This is a genomic window from Pseudonocardia sp. Ae331_Ps2, assembly GCF_001932405.1.
Classification (GTDB): Bacteria; Actinomycetota; Actinomycetes; order Mycobacteriales; family Pseudonocardiaceae; genus Pseudonocardia.
Genome location: NZ_MCIM01000001.1, coordinates 3,359,162 through 3,374,987 on the forward strand (window position 1 = coordinate 3,359,162; position 15,826 = coordinate 3,374,987).

The 15,826-nt window shown below is 74.1% G+C and carries 21 protein-coding genes and 1 tRNA gene; 14 read left to right on the forward strand and 8 right to left on the reverse strand.

Translation table 11 applies throughout. The features are described from left to right. Positions 1 to 3: 3 nt before the first annotated feature. The gene (locus tag Ae331Ps2_RS16170; protein WP_020627398.1) at positions 4 to 1,290 is read right to left on the reverse strand and encodes a nicotinate phosphoribosyltransferase; all 1,287 of its coding nucleotides are present in this window, start codon (positions 1,288 to 1,290) and stop codon (positions 4 to 6) included. 150 nt (positions 1,291 to 1,440) lie between these two features. Here Ae331Ps2_RS16170 and clpS point away from each other — a divergent pair, with 150 nt between their 5' ends. Together clpS and Ae331Ps2_RS16180 are read left to right on the forward strand one after the other, a co-directional pair. Next, the gene (gene clpS / locus Ae331Ps2_RS16175; protein WP_060710877.1) at positions 1,441 to 1,749 is read left to right on the forward strand and encodes an ATP-dependent Clp protease adapter ClpS; all 309 of its coding nucleotides are present in this window, start codon (positions 1,441 to 1,443) and stop codon (positions 1,747 to 1,749) included. 2 nt (positions 1,750 to 1,751) lie between these two features. Next, positions 1,752 to 2,303: a DUF2017 domain-containing protein gene (locus Ae331Ps2_RS16180; protein ID WP_075307921.1), complete on the forward strand. Its 552-nt coding sequence runs from the start codon at positions 1,752 to 1,754 to the stop codon at positions 2,301 to 2,303. Positions 2,304 to 2,322: 19 nt separating this feature from the next. On the opposite strand, the gene Ae331Ps2_RS16185 is transcribed toward Ae331Ps2_RS16180, so the two are convergent. Next, a complete protein-coding gene (locus Ae331Ps2_RS16185) occupies positions 2,323 to 3,924 on the reverse strand; it encodes a bifunctional UDP-sugar hydrolase/5'-nucleotidase (RefSeq protein WP_075329828.1) in 1,602 nt (533 codons plus the stop codon). Between the two features lie 218 nt (positions 3,925 to 4,142). On the opposite strand from Ae331Ps2_RS16185, the gene Ae331Ps2_RS16190 reads away from it, so the two are divergent. The 10 genes from Ae331Ps2_RS16190 to Ae331Ps2_RS16235 all read left to right on the forward strand — a co-directional run bounded on the left by Ae331Ps2_RS16190 (position 4,143) and on the right by Ae331Ps2_RS16235 (position 10,701). Further along, entirely contained in the window at positions 4,143 to 4,637 is a 495-nt protein-coding gene (locus Ae331Ps2_RS16190) for a Mov34/MPN/PAD-1 family protein (protein WP_075312262.1), read from the forward strand. Positions 4,638 to 4,752: 115 nt separating this feature from the next. After that, complete coding sequence (locus Ae331Ps2_RS16195) at positions 4,753 to 5,028, forward strand: MoaD/ThiS family protein (RefSeq protein WP_043278539.1); 276 nt, start codon at positions 4,753 to 4,755, stop codon at positions 5,026 to 5,028. Between the two features lie 62 nt (positions 5,029 to 5,090). Further along, complete coding sequence (locus Ae331Ps2_RS16200) at positions 5,091 to 6,038, forward strand: PLP-dependent cysteine synthase family protein (protein ID WP_075329750.1); 948 nt, start codon at positions 5,091 to 5,093, stop codon at positions 6,036 to 6,038. Positions 6,039 to 6,087: 49 nt separating this feature from the next. Then, positions 6,088 to 6,684: a rhomboid family intramembrane serine protease gene (locus Ae331Ps2_RS16205; RefSeq protein WP_075312260.1), complete on the forward strand. Its 597-nt coding sequence runs from the start codon at positions 6,088 to 6,090 to the stop codon at positions 6,682 to 6,684. Between the two features lie 3 nt (positions 6,685 to 6,687). Further along, on the forward strand, positions 6,688 to 7,518 hold the full coding sequence (gene murI / locus Ae331Ps2_RS16210) for a glutamate racemase (protein ID WP_020624067.1): 831 nt from the start codon (positions 6,688 to 6,690) through the stop codon (positions 7,516 to 7,518). 81 nt (positions 7,519 to 7,599) lie between these two features. After that, positions 7,600 to 7,974, forward strand: a complete 375-nt coding sequence (locus Ae331Ps2_RS16215; RefSeq protein ID WP_043278538.1) for a hypothetical protein — start codon at positions 7,600 to 7,602, stop codon at positions 7,972 to 7,974. After that, positions 7,967 to 8,383 (forward strand): hypothetical protein, encoded by a 417-nt coding sequence (locus Ae331Ps2_RS16220; protein ID WP_020624065.1) that lies wholly within the window; start codon positions 7,967 to 7,969, stop codon positions 8,381 to 8,383. The genes Ae331Ps2_RS16215 and Ae331Ps2_RS16220 overlap by 8 nt, the downstream gene beginning before the upstream one ends. 8 nt (positions 8,384 to 8,391) lie before the next feature. Next, positions 8,392 to 9,177, forward strand: coding sequence for an MBL fold metallo-hydrolase (locus tag Ae331Ps2_RS16225; RefSeq protein ID WP_020624064.1), 786 nt, complete (start codon positions 8,392 to 8,394; stop codon positions 9,175 to 9,177). Between the two features lie 22 nt (positions 9,178 to 9,199). After that, on the forward strand, positions 9,200 to 10,000 hold the full coding sequence (gene rph / locus Ae331Ps2_RS16230) for a ribonuclease PH (RefSeq protein ID WP_255407888.1): 801 nt from the start codon (positions 9,200 to 9,202) through the stop codon (positions 9,998 to 10,000). Further along, a complete protein-coding gene (locus Ae331Ps2_RS16235) occupies positions 9,997 to 10,701 on the forward strand; it encodes a non-canonical purine NTP pyrophosphatase (RefSeq protein ID WP_075307919.1) in 705 nt (234 codons plus the stop codon). Before rph ends, Ae331Ps2_RS16235 begins: the two co-directional genes overlap by 4 nt. Before the next feature lie 3 nt (positions 10,702 to 10,704). Here Ae331Ps2_RS16235 and Ae331Ps2_RS16240 read toward each other — a convergent pair whose 3' ends face one another. Further along, positions 10,705 to 11,103, reverse strand: coding sequence for a carboxymuconolactone decarboxylase family protein (locus Ae331Ps2_RS16240; protein ID WP_020624061.1), 399 nt, complete (start codon positions 11,101 to 11,103; stop codon positions 10,705 to 10,707). Positions 11,104 to 11,232: 129 nt separating this feature from the next. On the opposite strand from Ae331Ps2_RS16240, the gene Ae331Ps2_RS16245 reads away from it, so the two are divergent. Beyond that, on the forward strand, positions 11,233 to 11,946 hold the full coding sequence (locus Ae331Ps2_RS16245) for a TVP38/TMEM64 family protein (protein ID WP_075312258.1): 714 nt from the start codon (positions 11,233 to 11,235) through the stop codon (positions 11,944 to 11,946). Between the two features lie 18 nt (positions 11,947 to 11,964). Here the strand turns inward: Ae331Ps2_RS16245 and Ae331Ps2_RS16250 are convergent. From Ae331Ps2_RS16250 to bcp, 3 genes are all read right to left on the reverse strand, one after another. Next, positions 11,965 to 12,038, reverse strand: a tRNA-Leu gene (locus Ae331Ps2_RS16250). Next, positions 12,038 to 12,688, reverse strand: a complete 651-nt coding sequence (locus Ae331Ps2_RS16255) for an HNH endonuclease (RefSeq protein WP_075307917.1) — start codon at positions 12,686 to 12,688, stop codon at positions 12,038 to 12,040. The genes Ae331Ps2_RS16250 and Ae331Ps2_RS16255 overlap by 1 nt, the downstream gene beginning before the upstream one ends. Before the next feature lie 35 nt (positions 12,689 to 12,723). Then, the gene (bcp, locus tag Ae331Ps2_RS16260; RefSeq protein ID WP_060714385.1) at positions 12,724 to 13,191 is read right to left on the reverse strand and encodes a thioredoxin-dependent thiol peroxidase; all 468 of its coding nucleotides are present in this window, start codon (positions 13,189 to 13,191) and stop codon (positions 12,724 to 12,726) included. A 275-nt stretch (positions 13,192 to 13,466) separates the two neighbouring features. Here bcp and Ae331Ps2_RS16265 point away from each other — a divergent pair, with 275 nt between their 5' ends. Further along, the gene (locus tag Ae331Ps2_RS16265; protein WP_043278533.1) at positions 13,467 to 13,688 is read left to right on the forward strand and encodes a DUF3618 domain-containing protein; all 222 of its coding nucleotides are present in this window, start codon (positions 13,467 to 13,469) and stop codon (positions 13,686 to 13,688) included. Positions 13,689 to 13,741: 53 nt separating this feature from the next. Here Ae331Ps2_RS16265 and Ae331Ps2_RS16270 read toward each other — a convergent pair whose 3' ends face one another. Together Ae331Ps2_RS16270 and Ae331Ps2_RS16275 are read right to left on the reverse strand one after the other, a co-directional pair. Beyond that, positions 13,742 to 14,959 carry an NAD(P)/FAD-dependent oxidoreductase gene (locus Ae331Ps2_RS16270; protein ID WP_020624057.1) on the reverse strand — a complete coding sequence of 406 codons (1,218 nt, stop codon included), beginning with the start codon at positions 14,957 to 14,959 and terminating at the stop codon, positions 13,742 to 13,744. Positions 14,960 to 15,049: 90 nt separating this feature from the next. Next, positions 15,050 to 15,826: a SigB/SigF/SigG family RNA polymerase sigma factor gene (locus Ae331Ps2_RS16275; protein WP_020624056.1), complete on the reverse strand. Its 777-nt coding sequence runs from the start codon at positions 15,824 to 15,826 to the stop codon at positions 15,050 to 15,052.

Below are 15,826 nucleotides of genomic sequence, written 5' to 3' on the forward strand. Positions count from 1 at the left end.
GGCTCAGCTCCCGGTGAGGAAGGTGGTCGGGATCGCGGGCTCGCCGCGGGACAGTTTCAGCCCCTCCCACGGTACGGCGATCAGTGCCGTCCGCAGCCGCTCCCGGGCGGACTCCAGACCGGTGACGGAGTCGTCGGCGACGACCTCGCCGCCCCGTACCAGCGGCTCCGGCAGCACCCGGTCGTGCGGGCCGGGGGCCGGATCGGTGCCGTAGGGGTACACGACCTCCTCGACCGCGGTGCCGGTCGGCTTGAACCGCCGCAGCGCCGCCTTGCGCCCGCCGCGGGACTCCTTCGCGCTCGACCGCTTGGACACCGGGCGCCCGTCGACCTCGACGAGCTTGTAGACCATCCCGGCCGTCGGTGAGCCCGACCCGGTGACCAGGGAGGTCCCCACGCCGTAGGAGTCGACCGGCTCGGCGCGCAGCGAGGCGATCGCGTACTCGTCGAGATCGCCGGACAGCACGATCCGGGTCCCGGTGGCACCGAGCGCGTCGAGCTGGTCGCGGGCCTGGCGGGCCAGTACGCCGAGGTCCCCGGAGTCGATGCGGACCGCACCCAGCCCGGGGCCGGCGGCCGCGACGGCGTGTGAGATGCCGCGGCGGATGTCGTAGGTGTCGACGAGCAGCGTGGTGTCGGTGCCCAGGGCGGCGACCTGGCTGGCGAAGGCGGACGGCTCGTCGTCGTGCAGCAGGACCCAGGCGTGCGCGGCCGTGCCCGCGGTCGGGATGCCGTGCCGGGCGCCGGCGGCGAGGTTCGACGTCGTCGCGAAGCCCGCCAGGTAGGCGGCCCGGGCGGAGGCCACGGCGGCCTCCTCGTGGGTGCGCCGCGAGCCCATCTCGATCAGCGGCCGCCCGGCCGCCGCGGTCACCATCCGCGCCGCGGCCGAGGCGATCGCGCTGTCGTGGTTGTAGATCGACAGCGCGAGGGTCTCGAGGATCACCGCGTCGGCGAAGGTGCCGGTCACGGTGAGGACGGGGGAGCCGGGGAAGTACAGCTCGCCCTCCGGGTAGCCGTCGACGTCGCCGGAGAAGCGGTAGTCGCGGAGCCGGTCCAGGGTCGCGGCGTCGACGACCGGGGTGAGGAACTCCAGGTCGGCGTCGGAGAAGCGGAAGCGCGACAGCGCCTCCAGCAGCCGCCCCGTCCCGGCGACGACGCCGTAGCGGCGCCCGTCGGGGAGGCGGCGCGCGAACAGCTCGAAGACGCAGTGCCGTTCGGCGGTGCCGTCGGCGAGGGCCGCCGCCACCATCGTCAGCTCGTAGCGGTCGGTCAGCAGGGCCGTGCCGGTCATGGTCGGGAGCCTACGGCCGCGCCCGCCGCCGCGGTCGGGGCCGCGCTGGTCGGTGCCGGAGCGGTCGGGCCGGGGCCGGTGTCGTGGCCGGTGTCGGGGGCTGTGCGGTCGGGCCGGGACCGTCGTCCCGGCTGTGCCACCATGGGGCGCATGTCCGCGCCGTCACCAGCGCCGTCCCCGGCGCCCACCGAGCAGGTCACGCCCGACCTGGACGAGTCCGCCGGCCCCGACACGCCGTGGCAGGCCATCGTCTGGAACGACCCGGTCAACCTCATGTCGTACGTGACCTACGTGCTGCAGAAGGTGTTCCACTACCCCGAGGCGAAGGCCACCGCGTTGATGCTCGACGTGCACCACAAGGGACGCGCCGCCGTGTCGGCCGGTGACAAGGACACCGTGGAGGGGCACGTCGCCCAGCTCCACGCGGCCGGCCTGTGGGCCACCATGCAGCGGGCCTGAGGGTGAACGGCTGGAAGCGCAGCGGCCGCGGTGACCGCGTCCGCTACACGTCCGGGTTCTCCGGCGAGGAGGCCGTCGTCCTGCGGGGGCTGTTCACCGAGATCCGCCAGATGCTCGCCGGTCGCGCCGAGCTCGCGTCCACCGACGAGCTCGCCGAGCTCACCGGCATCCGCACCGGCCCGACGTCGCGGCCGACCGACCGGGTGCTGGCCCGGCTGCTGCCGGACTTCACCACCGAGGACTCCGACCTCGCCGGCGGGATGCGCTCGCTGCACGAGCCGTCGCTGATCGAGGCCAAGGACGCCGCCGCGGCGACCGTGCTGGACACCCTGCCCGAAGCGGGCGGACGGCTGGAGCTCACCGAGGCCCAGGTCGACGCCTGGCTGGCCGCCCTCAACGACGTGCGGCTCGCGCTCGGCACCGCCCTCGACGTCAGCGAGGACATGCCCGAGCAGCTGCCCGACGACGACCCGAGGGCCCAGCACCTGGGCGTCTACCACTGGCTGACCTACGTGCAGGACTCCCTGGTCCGGGTTCGCGTCCGGGGGCTCTGACCCGACGGGCCGGGCCCCGTCACCGCCGCACGATCCGGTCGGTGGACGGCGGGGTCAATCCCGGGTTCGCGCCCAGGTACGCGACGAACGCGTCGAGGTCCACCGGCCCGCCGATGAGCTCGGTCCCGGCGGTGAAGGTGTCGAAGCCGTCGCCGCCCGCGGACAGGAAGTTGTTCGTCGCGACCCGGTAGCGGCCGCCGTCGGTGACCGGGACACCGCCGATCGCGATGTCGCCCACCTGGTTCCCCGTCACCGTGTAGCGCAGGTTCGACGAGCTCTGCAGCACCGTCGGGCCGTCCTCGACGGTGAACTGCTGGTCGAGCACCGCCCGCAGCTGGGCACCGGTGAGCGTCATCGTCTGCAGGATGTTGCCGAACGGCTGCACGGTGTAGGCCTGCCCGTAGGCGACCCGGCCGCCCGCGTCGGGCACCAGGTCCGCGCGCACCCCGCCGGGGTTGGTCAGCGCGATCTGCGCGCCGTCGCCGCGGGAGGCGGCGAGCTGGGCGTCGGCGATCACCGTGCCGAGGGGGGACAGCCCGGTCGGCCCGGCCGTGCGCAGCAGCGGCCTGGCCACCGTCCCGACCGGACGCTCGGCCAGCGGCCGCGACTGCGCGACCGCACGGTCGACGACCTCGGCCACGCCCGGGTCGGGTGTGACGTCGCGGGTGACGACCTCGTTGCGGGCCGTCGTCGCGCCGCGGTCCACGTCGCCGTCGCCGGTCAGGGCCAGGTCGACCACCGACAGCAGCCTGCCGAACGACAGGCCCTGCACGAACGGCCGGGGGTTCCCGGCCGGGTCGGTCGCCGAGCACAGGTACTGCTGGTGGGTGTGCGCGGAGAACACCGCGTCGACGTCGGCGGACACCGCGGCCGCGATCCGCGCCGCCGGCCCGCCGGGCTCGATCGCACAGGCGTCCGGGCCGCCGTCACCGGTCGTCTCGTCGCCCTGGTGCAGCAGCAGCACCTGCGCCCGCACCCCCTGCGCGGTCAGCCCGCGCGACGCCGCGTCGACCGCGGCGACCTCGTCGCCGACGGCCAGGCCGCGGATGCCGTCGGGGGAGACCAGGTCGGGCAGCTCGGACAGGGTGGCGCCGATGACACCGATCCGGGTCCCGCCCGCCTCCACCACCGTCGACGCGGCGAGCGCCGGCCGCCTGGAGCCGTCGGTCACGTTGGCGGACAGGATCGGGAAGGACGCGCCGTCGTAGGACGGGGTGAAGCGGCAGCCGTCGGTCGGGTGGCAGCCGCCGTGCTGCAACCGGCGCAGCTCGGCGATGCCCTCGTCGAACTCGTGGTTGCCCGCGACGGACGCGGCGACACCCATCCGCTCCAGCACCTCGACGGTCGGCTCGTCGTGGAACAGCGCCGACGCCAGCGGGGACGCGCCGACGTTGTCGCCGGTGGACAGCACCACGCTCGCCGGAGCCTGTGCCCGCAGCGCCGCGACGTGCGCGGCGAGGAACGCGGCACCCCCGGCCTCGACCTGCGCGCCGGCGTCGTCGGTCACCCGGCCCGAGGATCCCGAGGGCGGTTCCAGGTTGCCGTGCAGGTCGTTGAGCGCGATGAGCCGCACCGTGCCGGGGCCGGGGGCACCCGGGGCGGAACGGCCGGAGAGCGTCATCGCCTCGACGGTGACCCCCACCGCCAGGACGACGGCGAGCAGGGCGGCGAGGACGATTCCGACACGGCGACCGGGGGAGGACACGCAGGGCAGTATGGAGGCACCGCCGACCGCCGGGCCGTGGCCGGGATCACAGACCGTGGTGTTGAGTGCGTGAACGCCGGGTGCGGGCCCGGCGGGTGTTCGGTCCCGCCGCCGGGGCCGCGTATCCTCACGTCGTGCTCGTCCTCCGGTCCGACCTCCTCGATGCGATCGTCGCGCACGCCCGCCGGGACTTCCCGGTCGAGTCGTGTGGGCAGCTCGTCGGTCCCGAGACCGGTGAGCACCCCGAGCGCTACGTGCCGATGACCAACGCCGACGAGGTGGCGAGCGACTTCGCCTTCTCCCCGGCCGAGGACATCCGCCTGGAGCGCGAGCTGGACGCGTCCGGTGAGCGCCGCATGCTCGTCGTCCACTCCCACACGCGGCTGCCGCGGCGCCCGGTGGCGCACACCGGCTTGCCCGAGGCCTACCCGTCGCCCAAGGACGTCGCCCAGATGGAGTGGACCCCCGACCAGCACTGGCTGATCGTGGGCCTCGCCACCGCCGACGCCGAGCCCGAGGTGCGCTCCTACCACCTCGCCGACGGCGAGGTCGTGGAGGACGAGCTGGCGGTCGTGGAGTCCTACATGTTCTCCCACACCGGCTCCGACGACGTCCCCGACCGGGCCTGATCGACCCTCTCGCGCACCCGCGCCGGAGGTCGCGCGGGAATGTCGCCGTACTCCGGCCGCGTTGCCGCGTGCAGAAGTCCACGCCAGAGCGACCCCACCAGGAGTGATCACCGACATGGCCGTCTCCGTGTCCGTCCCCACCATCCTTCGCACCCACACCGGCGGCGAGAAGACCGTCGAGGCGAAGGGCGACACCGTCTCCGCGGTCATCGACGACCTGGAGTCGCGGCACAGCGGCATCAAGGACCGTCTGATCACCGACGGCAAGCTGCACCGCTTCGTCAACATCTACGTCGACGACGAGGACATCCGTTTCGCCGGCGGCCTGGAGGCCCCGGTCAAGGAGTCCTCGACGTTCACGATCCTCCCGGCCGTGGCCGGCGGTCGCTGAGCCCCACCGGAGATCGGTGCCGGGCGGCCCGCCCGCCCGGCACCGGCGCGTGAGGAGATCCCGTGCGTTACGACTCGCTGCTGCACGCCGTCGGCGACACCCCGCTCGTCGGGCTGCCGTCCCTGTCGCCGTCGGAGGACGTGCGGCTGTGGGCGAAGCTGGAGGACCGCAACCCCACCGGCTCGATCAAGGACCGGCCCGCGCTGGCCATGATCGAGGACGCCGAGAAGCAGGGGCTGCTCACGCCCGGCTGCACGATTCTGGAGCCCACCTCGGGCAACACCGGCATCTCGCTGGCGATGGCCGCGAAGCTCAAGGGCTACGAGATCATCTGCGTGATGCCGGAGAACACCTCCGAGGAGCGTCGCCAGCTGCTGGCGATGTACGGCGCGCAGATCATCTCCTCGCCGGCGGCCGGCGGGTCGAACCAGGCCGTCGCCCTCGCCAAGCAGCTGGCGTCCGAGCACCCGGACTGGGTGATGCTCTACCAGTACGGCAACCCGGCCAACACCGACGCGCACTACCGCGGCACCGGCCCGGAGATCCTGCGCGACCTGCCGTCGATCACCCACTTCGTCGCCGGGCTCGGCACTACCGGCACCCTCGTCGGCGCCGGGCGCTACCTGCGTGAGCAGAAGCCCGACGTGCAGGTCGTCGCGGCCGAGCCCCGCTACGGCGAGCTCGTCTACGGCCTGCGGAACCTGTCGGAGGGCTTCGTCCCGGAGCTCTACGCCGAGACCGTGCTGACCGGTCGCTTCTCGGTCGGTTCCTACGACGCGCTGCGCCGCACCCGCCAGCTGGTGGAGCAGGAGGGCATCTTCGCCGGGATCTCCTCCGGCGCGATCCTGCACGCCGCCCTCGGCGTCGCGAACAAGGCGCTCGACGCCGGTCAGCGCGCCGACGTCGTGATGATCGTCTGTGACGGCGGATGGAAGTACCTGTCCACCGGCGCCTACTCCGGTGACCTGGGCACCGCCGCGCAGGGCATCGACGGGCACCTCTGGGCCTGAACCGGTCACAACGGGCATAGCGGGCGGGCGCGCCGGTACCGTGGACGGCATGACCGCACCCCCGGACGGCCGCCCCGCCCGTGTGCTGCCGCCCGCGCCGGTGCGCGCGGCGGTGATCATGCTGGTGTTCACCGCCGCGCTGTACGTCTTCGAGGCCGTCGACCAGGCGTCGGGCGGCATGGTCCAGTTCGCCGCCGCGATCTACCCGCGCAGCACCGAGGGCCTCGTCGGGATCCTCACCGCACCTCTGCTGCACGACGACTGGGCGCATCTCGCCGCCAACAGCCTGCCGTTCCTGATCTTCGGGTTCCTCGCGATGTCCGGCGGCATCGTGCAGTGGTTCGCGGTCACCGCGACGATCTGGCTGGTCAGCGGGCTGGGGGTGTGGCTGACCTCGCCCGCGGCCGTGATCGGGGCGTCCGGGATCGTGTTCGGCTGGTTCCTGTTCCTGCTCGTCCGCGGCTTCTACGCCCGCAACGGCAGGCAGATCCTGCTCGCCGTCGTGCTGTTCCTGTTCTACGGCTCCATCCTCTGGGGTGTGCTGCCCTCGGACCCGTCGGTGTCCTGGCAGGGCCACCTGTTCGGCGCGGTCGGCGGCGTGCTCGCCGCCTACTGGGTGTCCCGGGCCGACCGCCTACCCTCCTAGGGTGTGAGCGACGCACCCGGGCTCGACGCCCCGATCGGCATCTTCGACTCCGGGGTCGGCGGTCTGACCGTCGCCCGCTCGGTCATCGACCTGCTGCCCGCCGAGCAGATCGTCTACGTCGGCGACACCGCGCACAGCCCGTACGGGCCGCGCCGGCTCGCCGACATCCGGCGCCTCGCACTCGGCATCGGCGACGAGCTGGTCGACTCCGGGGTCAAGGCGCTGGTCATCGCCTGCAACTCGGCCTCGGCGGCGTGCCTGGCCGACTTCCGCGAGCGCTACCCGGTGCCGGTGGTCGAGGTCGTCCGCCCGGCCGTGCGTCGCGCCGTCGCCACCACCCGCAACGGCCGGATCGGTGTCATCGGCACCGCCGCGACGATCGCCTCGGGCGCCTACGCCGACGCCTTCGACGCCGCCCCCGACACCGAGATCACCTCGGTCGCCTGCCCCCGGTTCGTCGACTTCGTCGAGCGCGGCACCACCAGCGGCCGCCAGGTCCTCGGCGTCGCCCAGGGCTACCTGGAGCCGCTCCAGCGCGCCGGGGTCGACACCGTCGTCCTGGGCTGCACCCACTACCCGCTGCTGTCCGGGGTGCTGGAGATCGTCCTCGGCCCGGACGTGACGCTCGTGTCCTCGGCCGACGAGACCGCCCGCACCCTGGTCCGGACCCTGCACGCGCACGACCTGCTGCGCGACGACACCGCCCCGCCCGCACCGCACCGCTTCCTCGCCACCGGTGACCCGGAGCCCTTCGCCCGCCTGGGCCGCCGGTTCCTGGGCCCGGAGATCGGGTCGGTCGTGGGCCGCGCGGGTGCCGCGCTCCCGTCCGCCTGACGGCCGGGGGTGTGGATGCCCACCGGCCACGACGGTGGGTCCGGCGCCGTGTCGGAGGGGCGCGGGGGTAGCGTTCCCGCCGTGATCGGAACGCTCGTCCTGGTGATCACTGTGGCGCTCTCGGCCACCGCGCTGTTCGGGCTGGTCACGACGGCGCTGAACCGGCCCCCGAGCCGGGTGCACGCCGTCGCCGTCGGCGTCTGTGTGGCGCTCATCGTCGTGCAGGCCGCGATCGCGGCGTACCGGGTCCTGCTCGGCGGGGTCACCCTGCCCGAACAGTCGACCTTCCTCATCTACCTCGCCGTCGCGGTCTGCGTCCCGGTGATCGCGCTGCAGTTCGCCACCGCCGAGCCGAGCCGCTGGGGTGGGGCCGTGATCGCCGTCGGCGCGATCGGGACGCTCGTCGCCGTGCTGCGCCTGCAGGGCCTGTGGATCCCGGGGGTGCCCGGTGCCTGAGCCGCACGCCCCCGGGCCCCGCGCCACCGCCACCGGCCCCGGTCGCATCCTCATCGCCGTCTACGGCATCTTCGCGCTCTCGGCCTCGGCGCGGGCCGGCGTGCAGATCGCCGAACGCTTCGGCGAGGCACCGCTGGCGTACTCGCTGTCCGCGCTCGCCGGGTTCGTCTACATCCTGGCCACCGTCGGGCTGGCGGGCACCGGGCCCGGCTTCCGCCGTCTCGCCTGGTCCGCCGTGGTGTTCGAGCTCGTCGGCGTGCTCGGGGTCGGCGCGTTCACCACCTTCGTCCCCGCCGACTTCCCCCGCGAGACGGTCTGGTCGCACTTCGGCGCCGGCTACGGCTTCGTCCCGCTCGTCCTGCCGTTCGTCGGACTCTGGTGGCTGCGGCGCACCTCACGAACGGGTTAGGGTCGCGCATGCGGCTGATCGTTCTCGGGTGCTCCGGCAGCGGCCCCGGACCCGAGTCCCCGGCATCGGGCTACCTCGTCGAGGCCGGGTCGACCCGCCTCACCCTCGACCTCGGCAACGGCACCCTCGGCGCACTGCAGCGGCACGCCGACCCGTTCTCCCTCGACGCCGCGGTGTTCAGCCACCTGCATCCCGACCACTGCGCGGACTTCCCGTCGCTGGCGGTGCACCGTCGCTACCATCCCCGGCCCCCGTTCGACGCGACCGCGCGGAAGCTGCCCGTGCACGCCCCGGCCGGTGCGCACGCCCGCTTCGCCCGTGCCGACGCCGTCACCGAGGCCGACTACGCCCGCACCGACCTCACCGACGTCTTCTCCTTCCACGACCTCGTGGCGGGGGAGCCGTTCACCGTCGGCGCCGGCGACGACGTCGTCACCGTCACCGCGTACGAGGTCGTGCACGTCTGCCCCGCCTGGGCGCTGCGCCTCGAGCACCGCGGCCGGGTGCTGACCTACTCCGGGGACACCGCCGCCTGCCCCGGACTCGTCGAGGCCGCCCGCGACGCCGACCTGCTGCTCTGCGAGGCCAGCTGGCCGCACGCCGAGGCCGGACCGCCCGGGGTGCACCTGTCCGGACGGGAGGCGGGCGAGCACGCCGCGGCCGCCGGCGCCCGACGCCTGGTCGTCACCCACGTCCCGGCTTGGTTCGACCGCGAGTCCCTCGGCGCCGAGGCCAAGGCGGCCTTCGGCGGAACCGTCGAGCTCGCCCGGCCCGACGCGGTGTTCGAGGTCTGAACCGGCTTCCTACGATGGTCGGGTGACACGAACCGAGGGCAGGGCCGACGGCCGGGCCGACGACGAGATGCGGCCGGTGACCATCACCCGGGGCTTCCAGAAGCACCCCGCGGGATCGGTGCTGGTGGAGTTCGGTGACACGAAGGTGCTGTGCGCCGCCAGCGTCACCGACGGGGTACCGCGCTGGCGCAAGGGATCCGGCCTCGGCTGGGTCACCGCCGAGTACGCGATGCTGCCCTCGGCCACCGACACCCGCTCGTCGCGAGAGTCGGTGAAGGGCCGGATCGGCGGCCGCACCCACGAGATCTCCCGGCTGATCGGCCGGTCCCTGCGTGCCTGCATCGACCTGCGCGCGCTCGGCGAGAACACGATCGCGATCGACTGCGACGTCCTGCAGGCCGACGGCGGCACCCGCACCGCGGCGATCACCGGCGCCTACGTGGCCCTGTGCGACGCCGTCACCTGGCTCGGGGAGCAGGGCAAGCTGTCCGACCCCAAGCCGATCTCCTGCCAGGTCGCCGCGGTGTCGGTCGGCGTCGTCGACGGCCGCGTCCGGCTCGACCTGCCCTACGAGGAGGACTCGCGGGCCGAGGTCGACACGAACGTCGTCGCCACCGAGACCGGGACGCTGATCGAGGTCCAGGGGACCGGCGAGGGCGCCACGTTCTCCCGCTCGACCCTCGACGCGATGCTCGACTCCGCGCTCGCCGGGATCGCCGAGCTGTCCCGCCTCCAGGTCGAGGTGCTCGCCGCGCCGCACCCGAAGATCGTCGCGCAGACCGCCCCCGCCGCCCCGGGCACCGCGGGGGAGGGCGACGCGTGAGGATCCTGCTCGCCACCCGCAACGCCAAGAAGCTCGTCGAGCTGCGCCGGATCACCGAGGCCGCGGGGCTCTCCGGGGTGGAGATCGTCGGGCTCGCCGACGTCCCCGAGTTCCCCGAGGCCCCCGAGACCGGCGCGACCTTCGCCGCGAACGCGCTCGCCAAGGCCCGCGACGCCGCCGCCGCGACCGGGCTGCCCGCGATCGCCGACGACTCGGGCATCACCGTCGACGCCCTCAACGGCATGCCGGGCATCTTCTCCGCCCGCTGGTCCGGCCGGCACGGCGACGACGCGGCCAACCTGGCGCTGCTGCTCGGACAGACCGCCGACGTCCCCGACGAGCGCCGCGGCGCCGCGTTCGTGTGCGCCGCCGCGCTCGTCACGCCCGAGGCGGTGGCCGGGCTCCGTGACACCGACGACACCGACGACACCGACAACGCCGACGGCCCCGATGCCACCGGCGGCCCCGACGCGGAGGAGTCCGTGCCCGGGCGCACCGTGGTGCACGGGACGTGGCGCGGCACCCTGCTGCGCGCCCCGCGCGGGGAGAACGGGTTCGGCTACGACCCGATCTTCGCCCCGGAGGGCGACACCCGCTCCTCGGCCGAGCTCAGCGCCGAGGAGAAGGACGCCGCCTCCCACCGCGGGACCGCGCTGCGCGCACTCGTCCCGCACCTGCAGGCGCTGCTCGCCCGCGACTGAGGTCTACTCGGGGGCGGGCTCGGCCAGGACGCGCTGCGCGATCCGGAACGCCGAGTTCGCCGCCGGGACCCCGCAGTAGATCGCGGTCTGCAGGATGATCTCGACGATCTCGTCGGTGGTCAGGCCGTTGCGCCGGGCCGCCCGTACGTGCAGCTCGAACTCCTCCCAGTGCCCGTGCGCGACCAGTGCGGTCAGCGTCACCGCCGAGCGCATCCGGCGCTCCAGCCCGGGACGGGTCCAGATCTCGTTCCACGCGTAGCGGGTGATCAGCTTCTGGAAGTCCGCGGTCGTGTCGTCGACGCGGCCCAGCGCCGCGTCGACGTAGTCCTGGCCGAGGACCTCGCGGCGCACGGCCAGCCCGTCGGCGTCCAGTTCGGCGGGATCGATACCCGAGTCGCTCATGGTCGGCAGCCTCTCACGGCCCATCCCCACGGCACGCCGGCCGAGGTCGCCCGACGACCGGCGGCGGGGACCGGCCGGTGCGGCGACGCGGCCGACGGCACCGGCGCGGGGCTCGGTACCGTGACGTCCGTGCGGTGGTGGCGGTTTCTGCTGGGCTGCCTCGGGCTGGTGCTCGCGGCCGCACTCGTCGTACTCGTGGCCCGGTCGCTGGGCCTGTCCGCGTTCCCCCGGTTCGGTGAGCTGCGCCGGGCCGTCGAGTCGGCAGGGCTCTGGGGCCCGGTCGTGTTCGTCCTGCTCCAGGTCGCGCTCAACGTCCCGCCCTTCCCCCGGACGGTGTTCACCGTGTCCGCCGGGGTGCTGTTCGGTGCCGTCGGCGGGGCCGCGCTGACCCTGTTCGCGACCGCACTGTCCGCGGTCGTGGCGTTCGCGCTCGTCCGTGCCACCGGCGGGGGGCTCGTCGCCCGCTACGCGCGCCACCCGCGCGCGGTGTGGGTGCGCCGCAGGCTCGACCACCACGGCGTGCTGGCGGTGACGTCGCTGCGGCTGATCCCGATGGTGCCGTTCGCGGTGCTCAACTACCTGTCCGGTCTGTCCCAGGTGCGGTTCTGGCCCTACCTGGTCGGCACCGTGATCGGGTCGGCGCCGAGCACCATCGCCGTCGTGGCCCTCGGCGACGCGGTGACCGGGCACGTGCCGCCCGCGCTGCTACTGGTGTCGGGGATCTGCGCGGTGCTCGGGCTCGGCGGGGTGCTGCTCGCCGCCCGCCGGCCGCTGCCCGACGAGCCCGAGGGCGTCGCGCCCGGGGGTGCCGGGCCGACCGGGACCGCGCCGCCCGCCGGGTGAGGCGGGCGACGCGACGCGTGCCGGCGGCGGGATTCGAACCCGCACTTGCACGGACCTAAACCGTGTCTCTCTGCCAGTTGGAGTACGCCGGCTAGTTCTTTCGGCCGCACCAGGTGTCGGTGAGGGCGTGGCAGTTCGCGCACAGGATACGAAGGTTCTCGAGCCGGTTGTCGGTGTGGTCGCCGTTGACGTGGTCGAGCTGGAGTGGGACGGGCCGTCCCCGCCACTCGGTCAGGCCACACTCCTCGCACCGGGCGGCCTTCAGCCCCTCCGCGACGAGCCGCCGGCGCAGGGTCGCGCTGCTGCGGTAGCTCGAGCCGCGGACCAGGATGTCCGCCAGCGGACGGGCCCGCCGCCCCGGGAAGGTCCGGCCCCGGGCCCAGGAACGGCCCGTGAAGTGCGTCGTGTCGAGCTCGAGCGCCCGGATGTGCGCGACCACCGCCCGGAACATCCCGCCGCTGGGCTCGTACCCGAGCCGCCGGAGCACGGCGTACACGCTGACCTCCGCCTCGACGGCCGCCCGCAGCGCCTCGTCGGTGTAGCGCCGGCGGTGGTTGCGGTGCCCGGGGTCGAGCGCCCCCGGGATGTGGCTCGCGTCCACGCCGGTCCGGGCGATGTGCGCCCGTAGCTGGTCGTACCGGCCGGGCCGGATCCCGAGGCGGTGGCACACCTCGCTCAGCCGCTGCGACGCCGCCACCGCGGCGACCAGCTCCTCGTCGGTCCACCGGCGGGCGCGGGGCACGCCCGCTCACCCCGCGCCCGCCGGCCGGGCCGGCATCAGACCTTCCAGTCCCGGCGGAGCTTCGCCACGTGCCCGGTCGCCTTCACGTTGTACTGCGCGTCGACGATCGTGCCGTCCTCGCCGACCAGGAAGGTCGACCGGATCACGCCGGTGACGGTCTTGCCGTAGAGCTTCTTCTCCCCGAAGGCGCCCCAGGCGGTGAGGACCTCGCGGTCGGGGTCGGACAGCAGCGGGAAGGTCAGCTTCTCGTTGTCGCGGAAGGTCGCGAGCTTGGCGGGCTTGTCCGGGGAGATGCCCAGCACGTCGATGCCCGCCTCGTTCAGCTCGGCGAGGTTGTCGCGGAAGTCGCAGGCCTCCTTCGTGCAGCCCGGGGTGCTCGCCGCCGGGTAGAAGTAGACGACGACCTTGCGGCCGCGGTAGTCGGCCAGGGAGACGGGCGTGCCGTCGGCGTCGTCGAGGGTGAAGTCGGGGGCGGGGTCGCCCGCCTGCAGCCGTGTGCTCATGTCGATCAGCGTGCCACCCGCCGGCCGCGGCGCCGCCACGAGTGTGGTGCCTGTGGACGTACCGGCCGGTTGTGGACGGATGCGACACCGACGACCGTCGGGCGCACCCGATCGGCGGCGCGCCGGTGGCCGGGCGCGCGGTCCGCCCCCGTCGGTGGCTACGGTGTGTCCCACGCCGCTCGCGGTGCCCGGACAGAGCTGTCGGGGCAGCGTCGGGCGCGAGCAGCAGGAGTCCCGGACGCGGACGCGTACCGGCCGAACCGGAGGTGGACGTGGTGGCCCGCGACCCCGAGAACATCCAGCGCGAGATCGAGAAGACCCGGGACGCGCTGGCCGAGAGTCTGGACGCCCTGGCGGACCGGGCGAACCCGAAGAACCTCATCGAGGGCGGCAAGGCGCAGCTCGCCGAGCGGCTCGCCGACCCGAAGGTCAAGTACTCGCTCATCGCGGTCGGCGCGCTGGTCGGACTGGCGATCGTCCGCTCGATCTTCCGCTAGACCGCCTGCACGTCACGCCCGGCCGGTGCACGAACCGGCCGGGCGTCGGTGTGTCAGGACAGCGAGTCGCGCAGCTCCAGCACCGCGGCGCGGTCGGCGCCCTCGGCCAGTGGACGGCGGTAGCGGGCGACGAGCCGGGCCGCGCCGAACCCGGCGACGGCGACGAGGTCGTCGCCGCGCAGGTAGCCGAGCACCGTGCCCTTCACCGGGCCGTCGCCGAGACCCTCGCCGTGCAACGGCAGCAGCGAGTCCGCGCGGTCCGGCCACCCCACGAGCTGGATCTTCATGCCGAACTGGTCGGACCAGAAGAACGGCACCGCGGCGGGCGGCAGGTCGGTGCCGGTGATGTCCGCGGCGACCGCGGCGGCCTGGTCGCTCGCCGAGGTCCAGTGCTCCAGCCGGGTGCGCTCGCCGGTGTCCGGGTCGGTCCAGGCGGCGGCGTCGCCCGCCGCCCACACCCCGGGCAGCCCGTCGACCCGGCCCCGGTGGTCGCACGGGATCCCGGCGGAGACGTCGACGCCGGTGGCCTCCAGCCAGCCCAGGTCGAGCATCCCTCCGACGCCGACGACGATCTCGTCGGCCGTCACCGTCGACCCGTCGGAGAGGGTGGCACCCGAGGACGTCAGCTCCGACACCGCCACCCCGGTGCGCAGGTCGACCCCGGCGTCGACCATCAGCCGGGCCACCACCGCACCGGCCTGCTCGCCCAGCAGCCGCGCCATCGGCACCGTGCCGGTCTCGACGACGGTGACAGCGACACCCCGGTCCCGGGCGGTGCTCGCCACCTCGGCCCCGATGAACCCGGCACCGACCACGAGCAGCGACGACGCCGAGGCGAGCGCGTCGCGCAGCCGTTCGGCCTCGTCGACGGCGCGCAGCAGGTGCGCGGAGTCCGGCTGGCCGTCGAGCAACCGGGAGGTGACCCCCACGGCGAGGACGACGGCGTCGGCGTGCAGCACGGTGCCGTCGTCGAGCTCGACCTCGGAGCCGTCGGCCGGGCCCTCACCGGGCCGCAGGGCGACCGCGGAGCGGCCGAGATGGGTGCGCGCGCCGAGCTCGGCGAGGTCCTCGGCGGTGCACAGGTCGATCTTGGTGCGTTCCCACGCCCCGGCGAGGAACTGCTTCGACAGCGGGGGGCGGTCGTAGGGGAGGTGCTCCTCGGCCCCCACCAGGCTGATCCGGCCCTCGTAGCCGTCCCGGCGCAGGTTCTCCACCGTCCGCAGCCCGGCCAGCCCTGCGCCGACCACCAGCACGTGTTCCGGCACGCTCATCTCCTACCTCCCCGCTCCGGGGCCGGACGGTGCGCCGGTCCCGTCCCGATCTTCGCGGACGGCGTGCGACGCGGCCGCGCGGCCCGGCCGTCAGAAGGTGCGGTCGTCCGGGTCGAGCCGGTTGCGCAGCCGCGACAGGGTCTGTGCGAGCAGCCGGGAGACGTGCATCTGGGAGATGCCGACCTCCTGGGCGATCTGGGTCTGTGTGCGGTTGCCGAAGAACCGGAGCATCACGATCGTCCGCTCCCGTGGCGCGAGCTCGGCGAGCAGCGGGCGCAGCGACTCGCGGTAGTCGACCCGGTCGAGCTCGGCGTCGGCGTCGCCGACCAGCTCGCCCACGGTCGCACTGCCGTCCTCCGACGACAGCATCTCGTCGAGCGAAGAGCTGCGGTAGGCCTCGGCGGCCTCCAGGCCCTCCAGCACCTCGCCGACGGGCAGGTCGAGGTACTCCGCGAGCTCCGAGGGCCGGGGCGCGCGACCGAGGGTCTGGGACAGCTCGGACACCGCGCCGTTGATCGACACGTGCATGTCCTTGAGCCGTCGCGGTACCCGCATCGACCAGCTCTGGTCCCGGAAGTGCCGGCGCACCTCACCGGAGATCGTGGGCACGGCGAAGGAGAAGAACTCGCCGCCCTTCTCCGGGTCGAACCGGTCGATGGCGTTGATCAGCCCGACCGTCGCGACCTGCACGAGGTCGTCGAGGGGCTCGCCGCGGTGGTTGAACCGGCGGGCGATGTGCTGGGCGACGGGCAGGTAGCCGGTGACGAGCTGCTCGCGCAGCCGCTCCCGGCGGGGATCACCGTCGTCGAGGCCCGCGTACTGCTCGAGCAGCGGGGTGAGGTGGGCGTACTGGGGGTCCACCGTCAC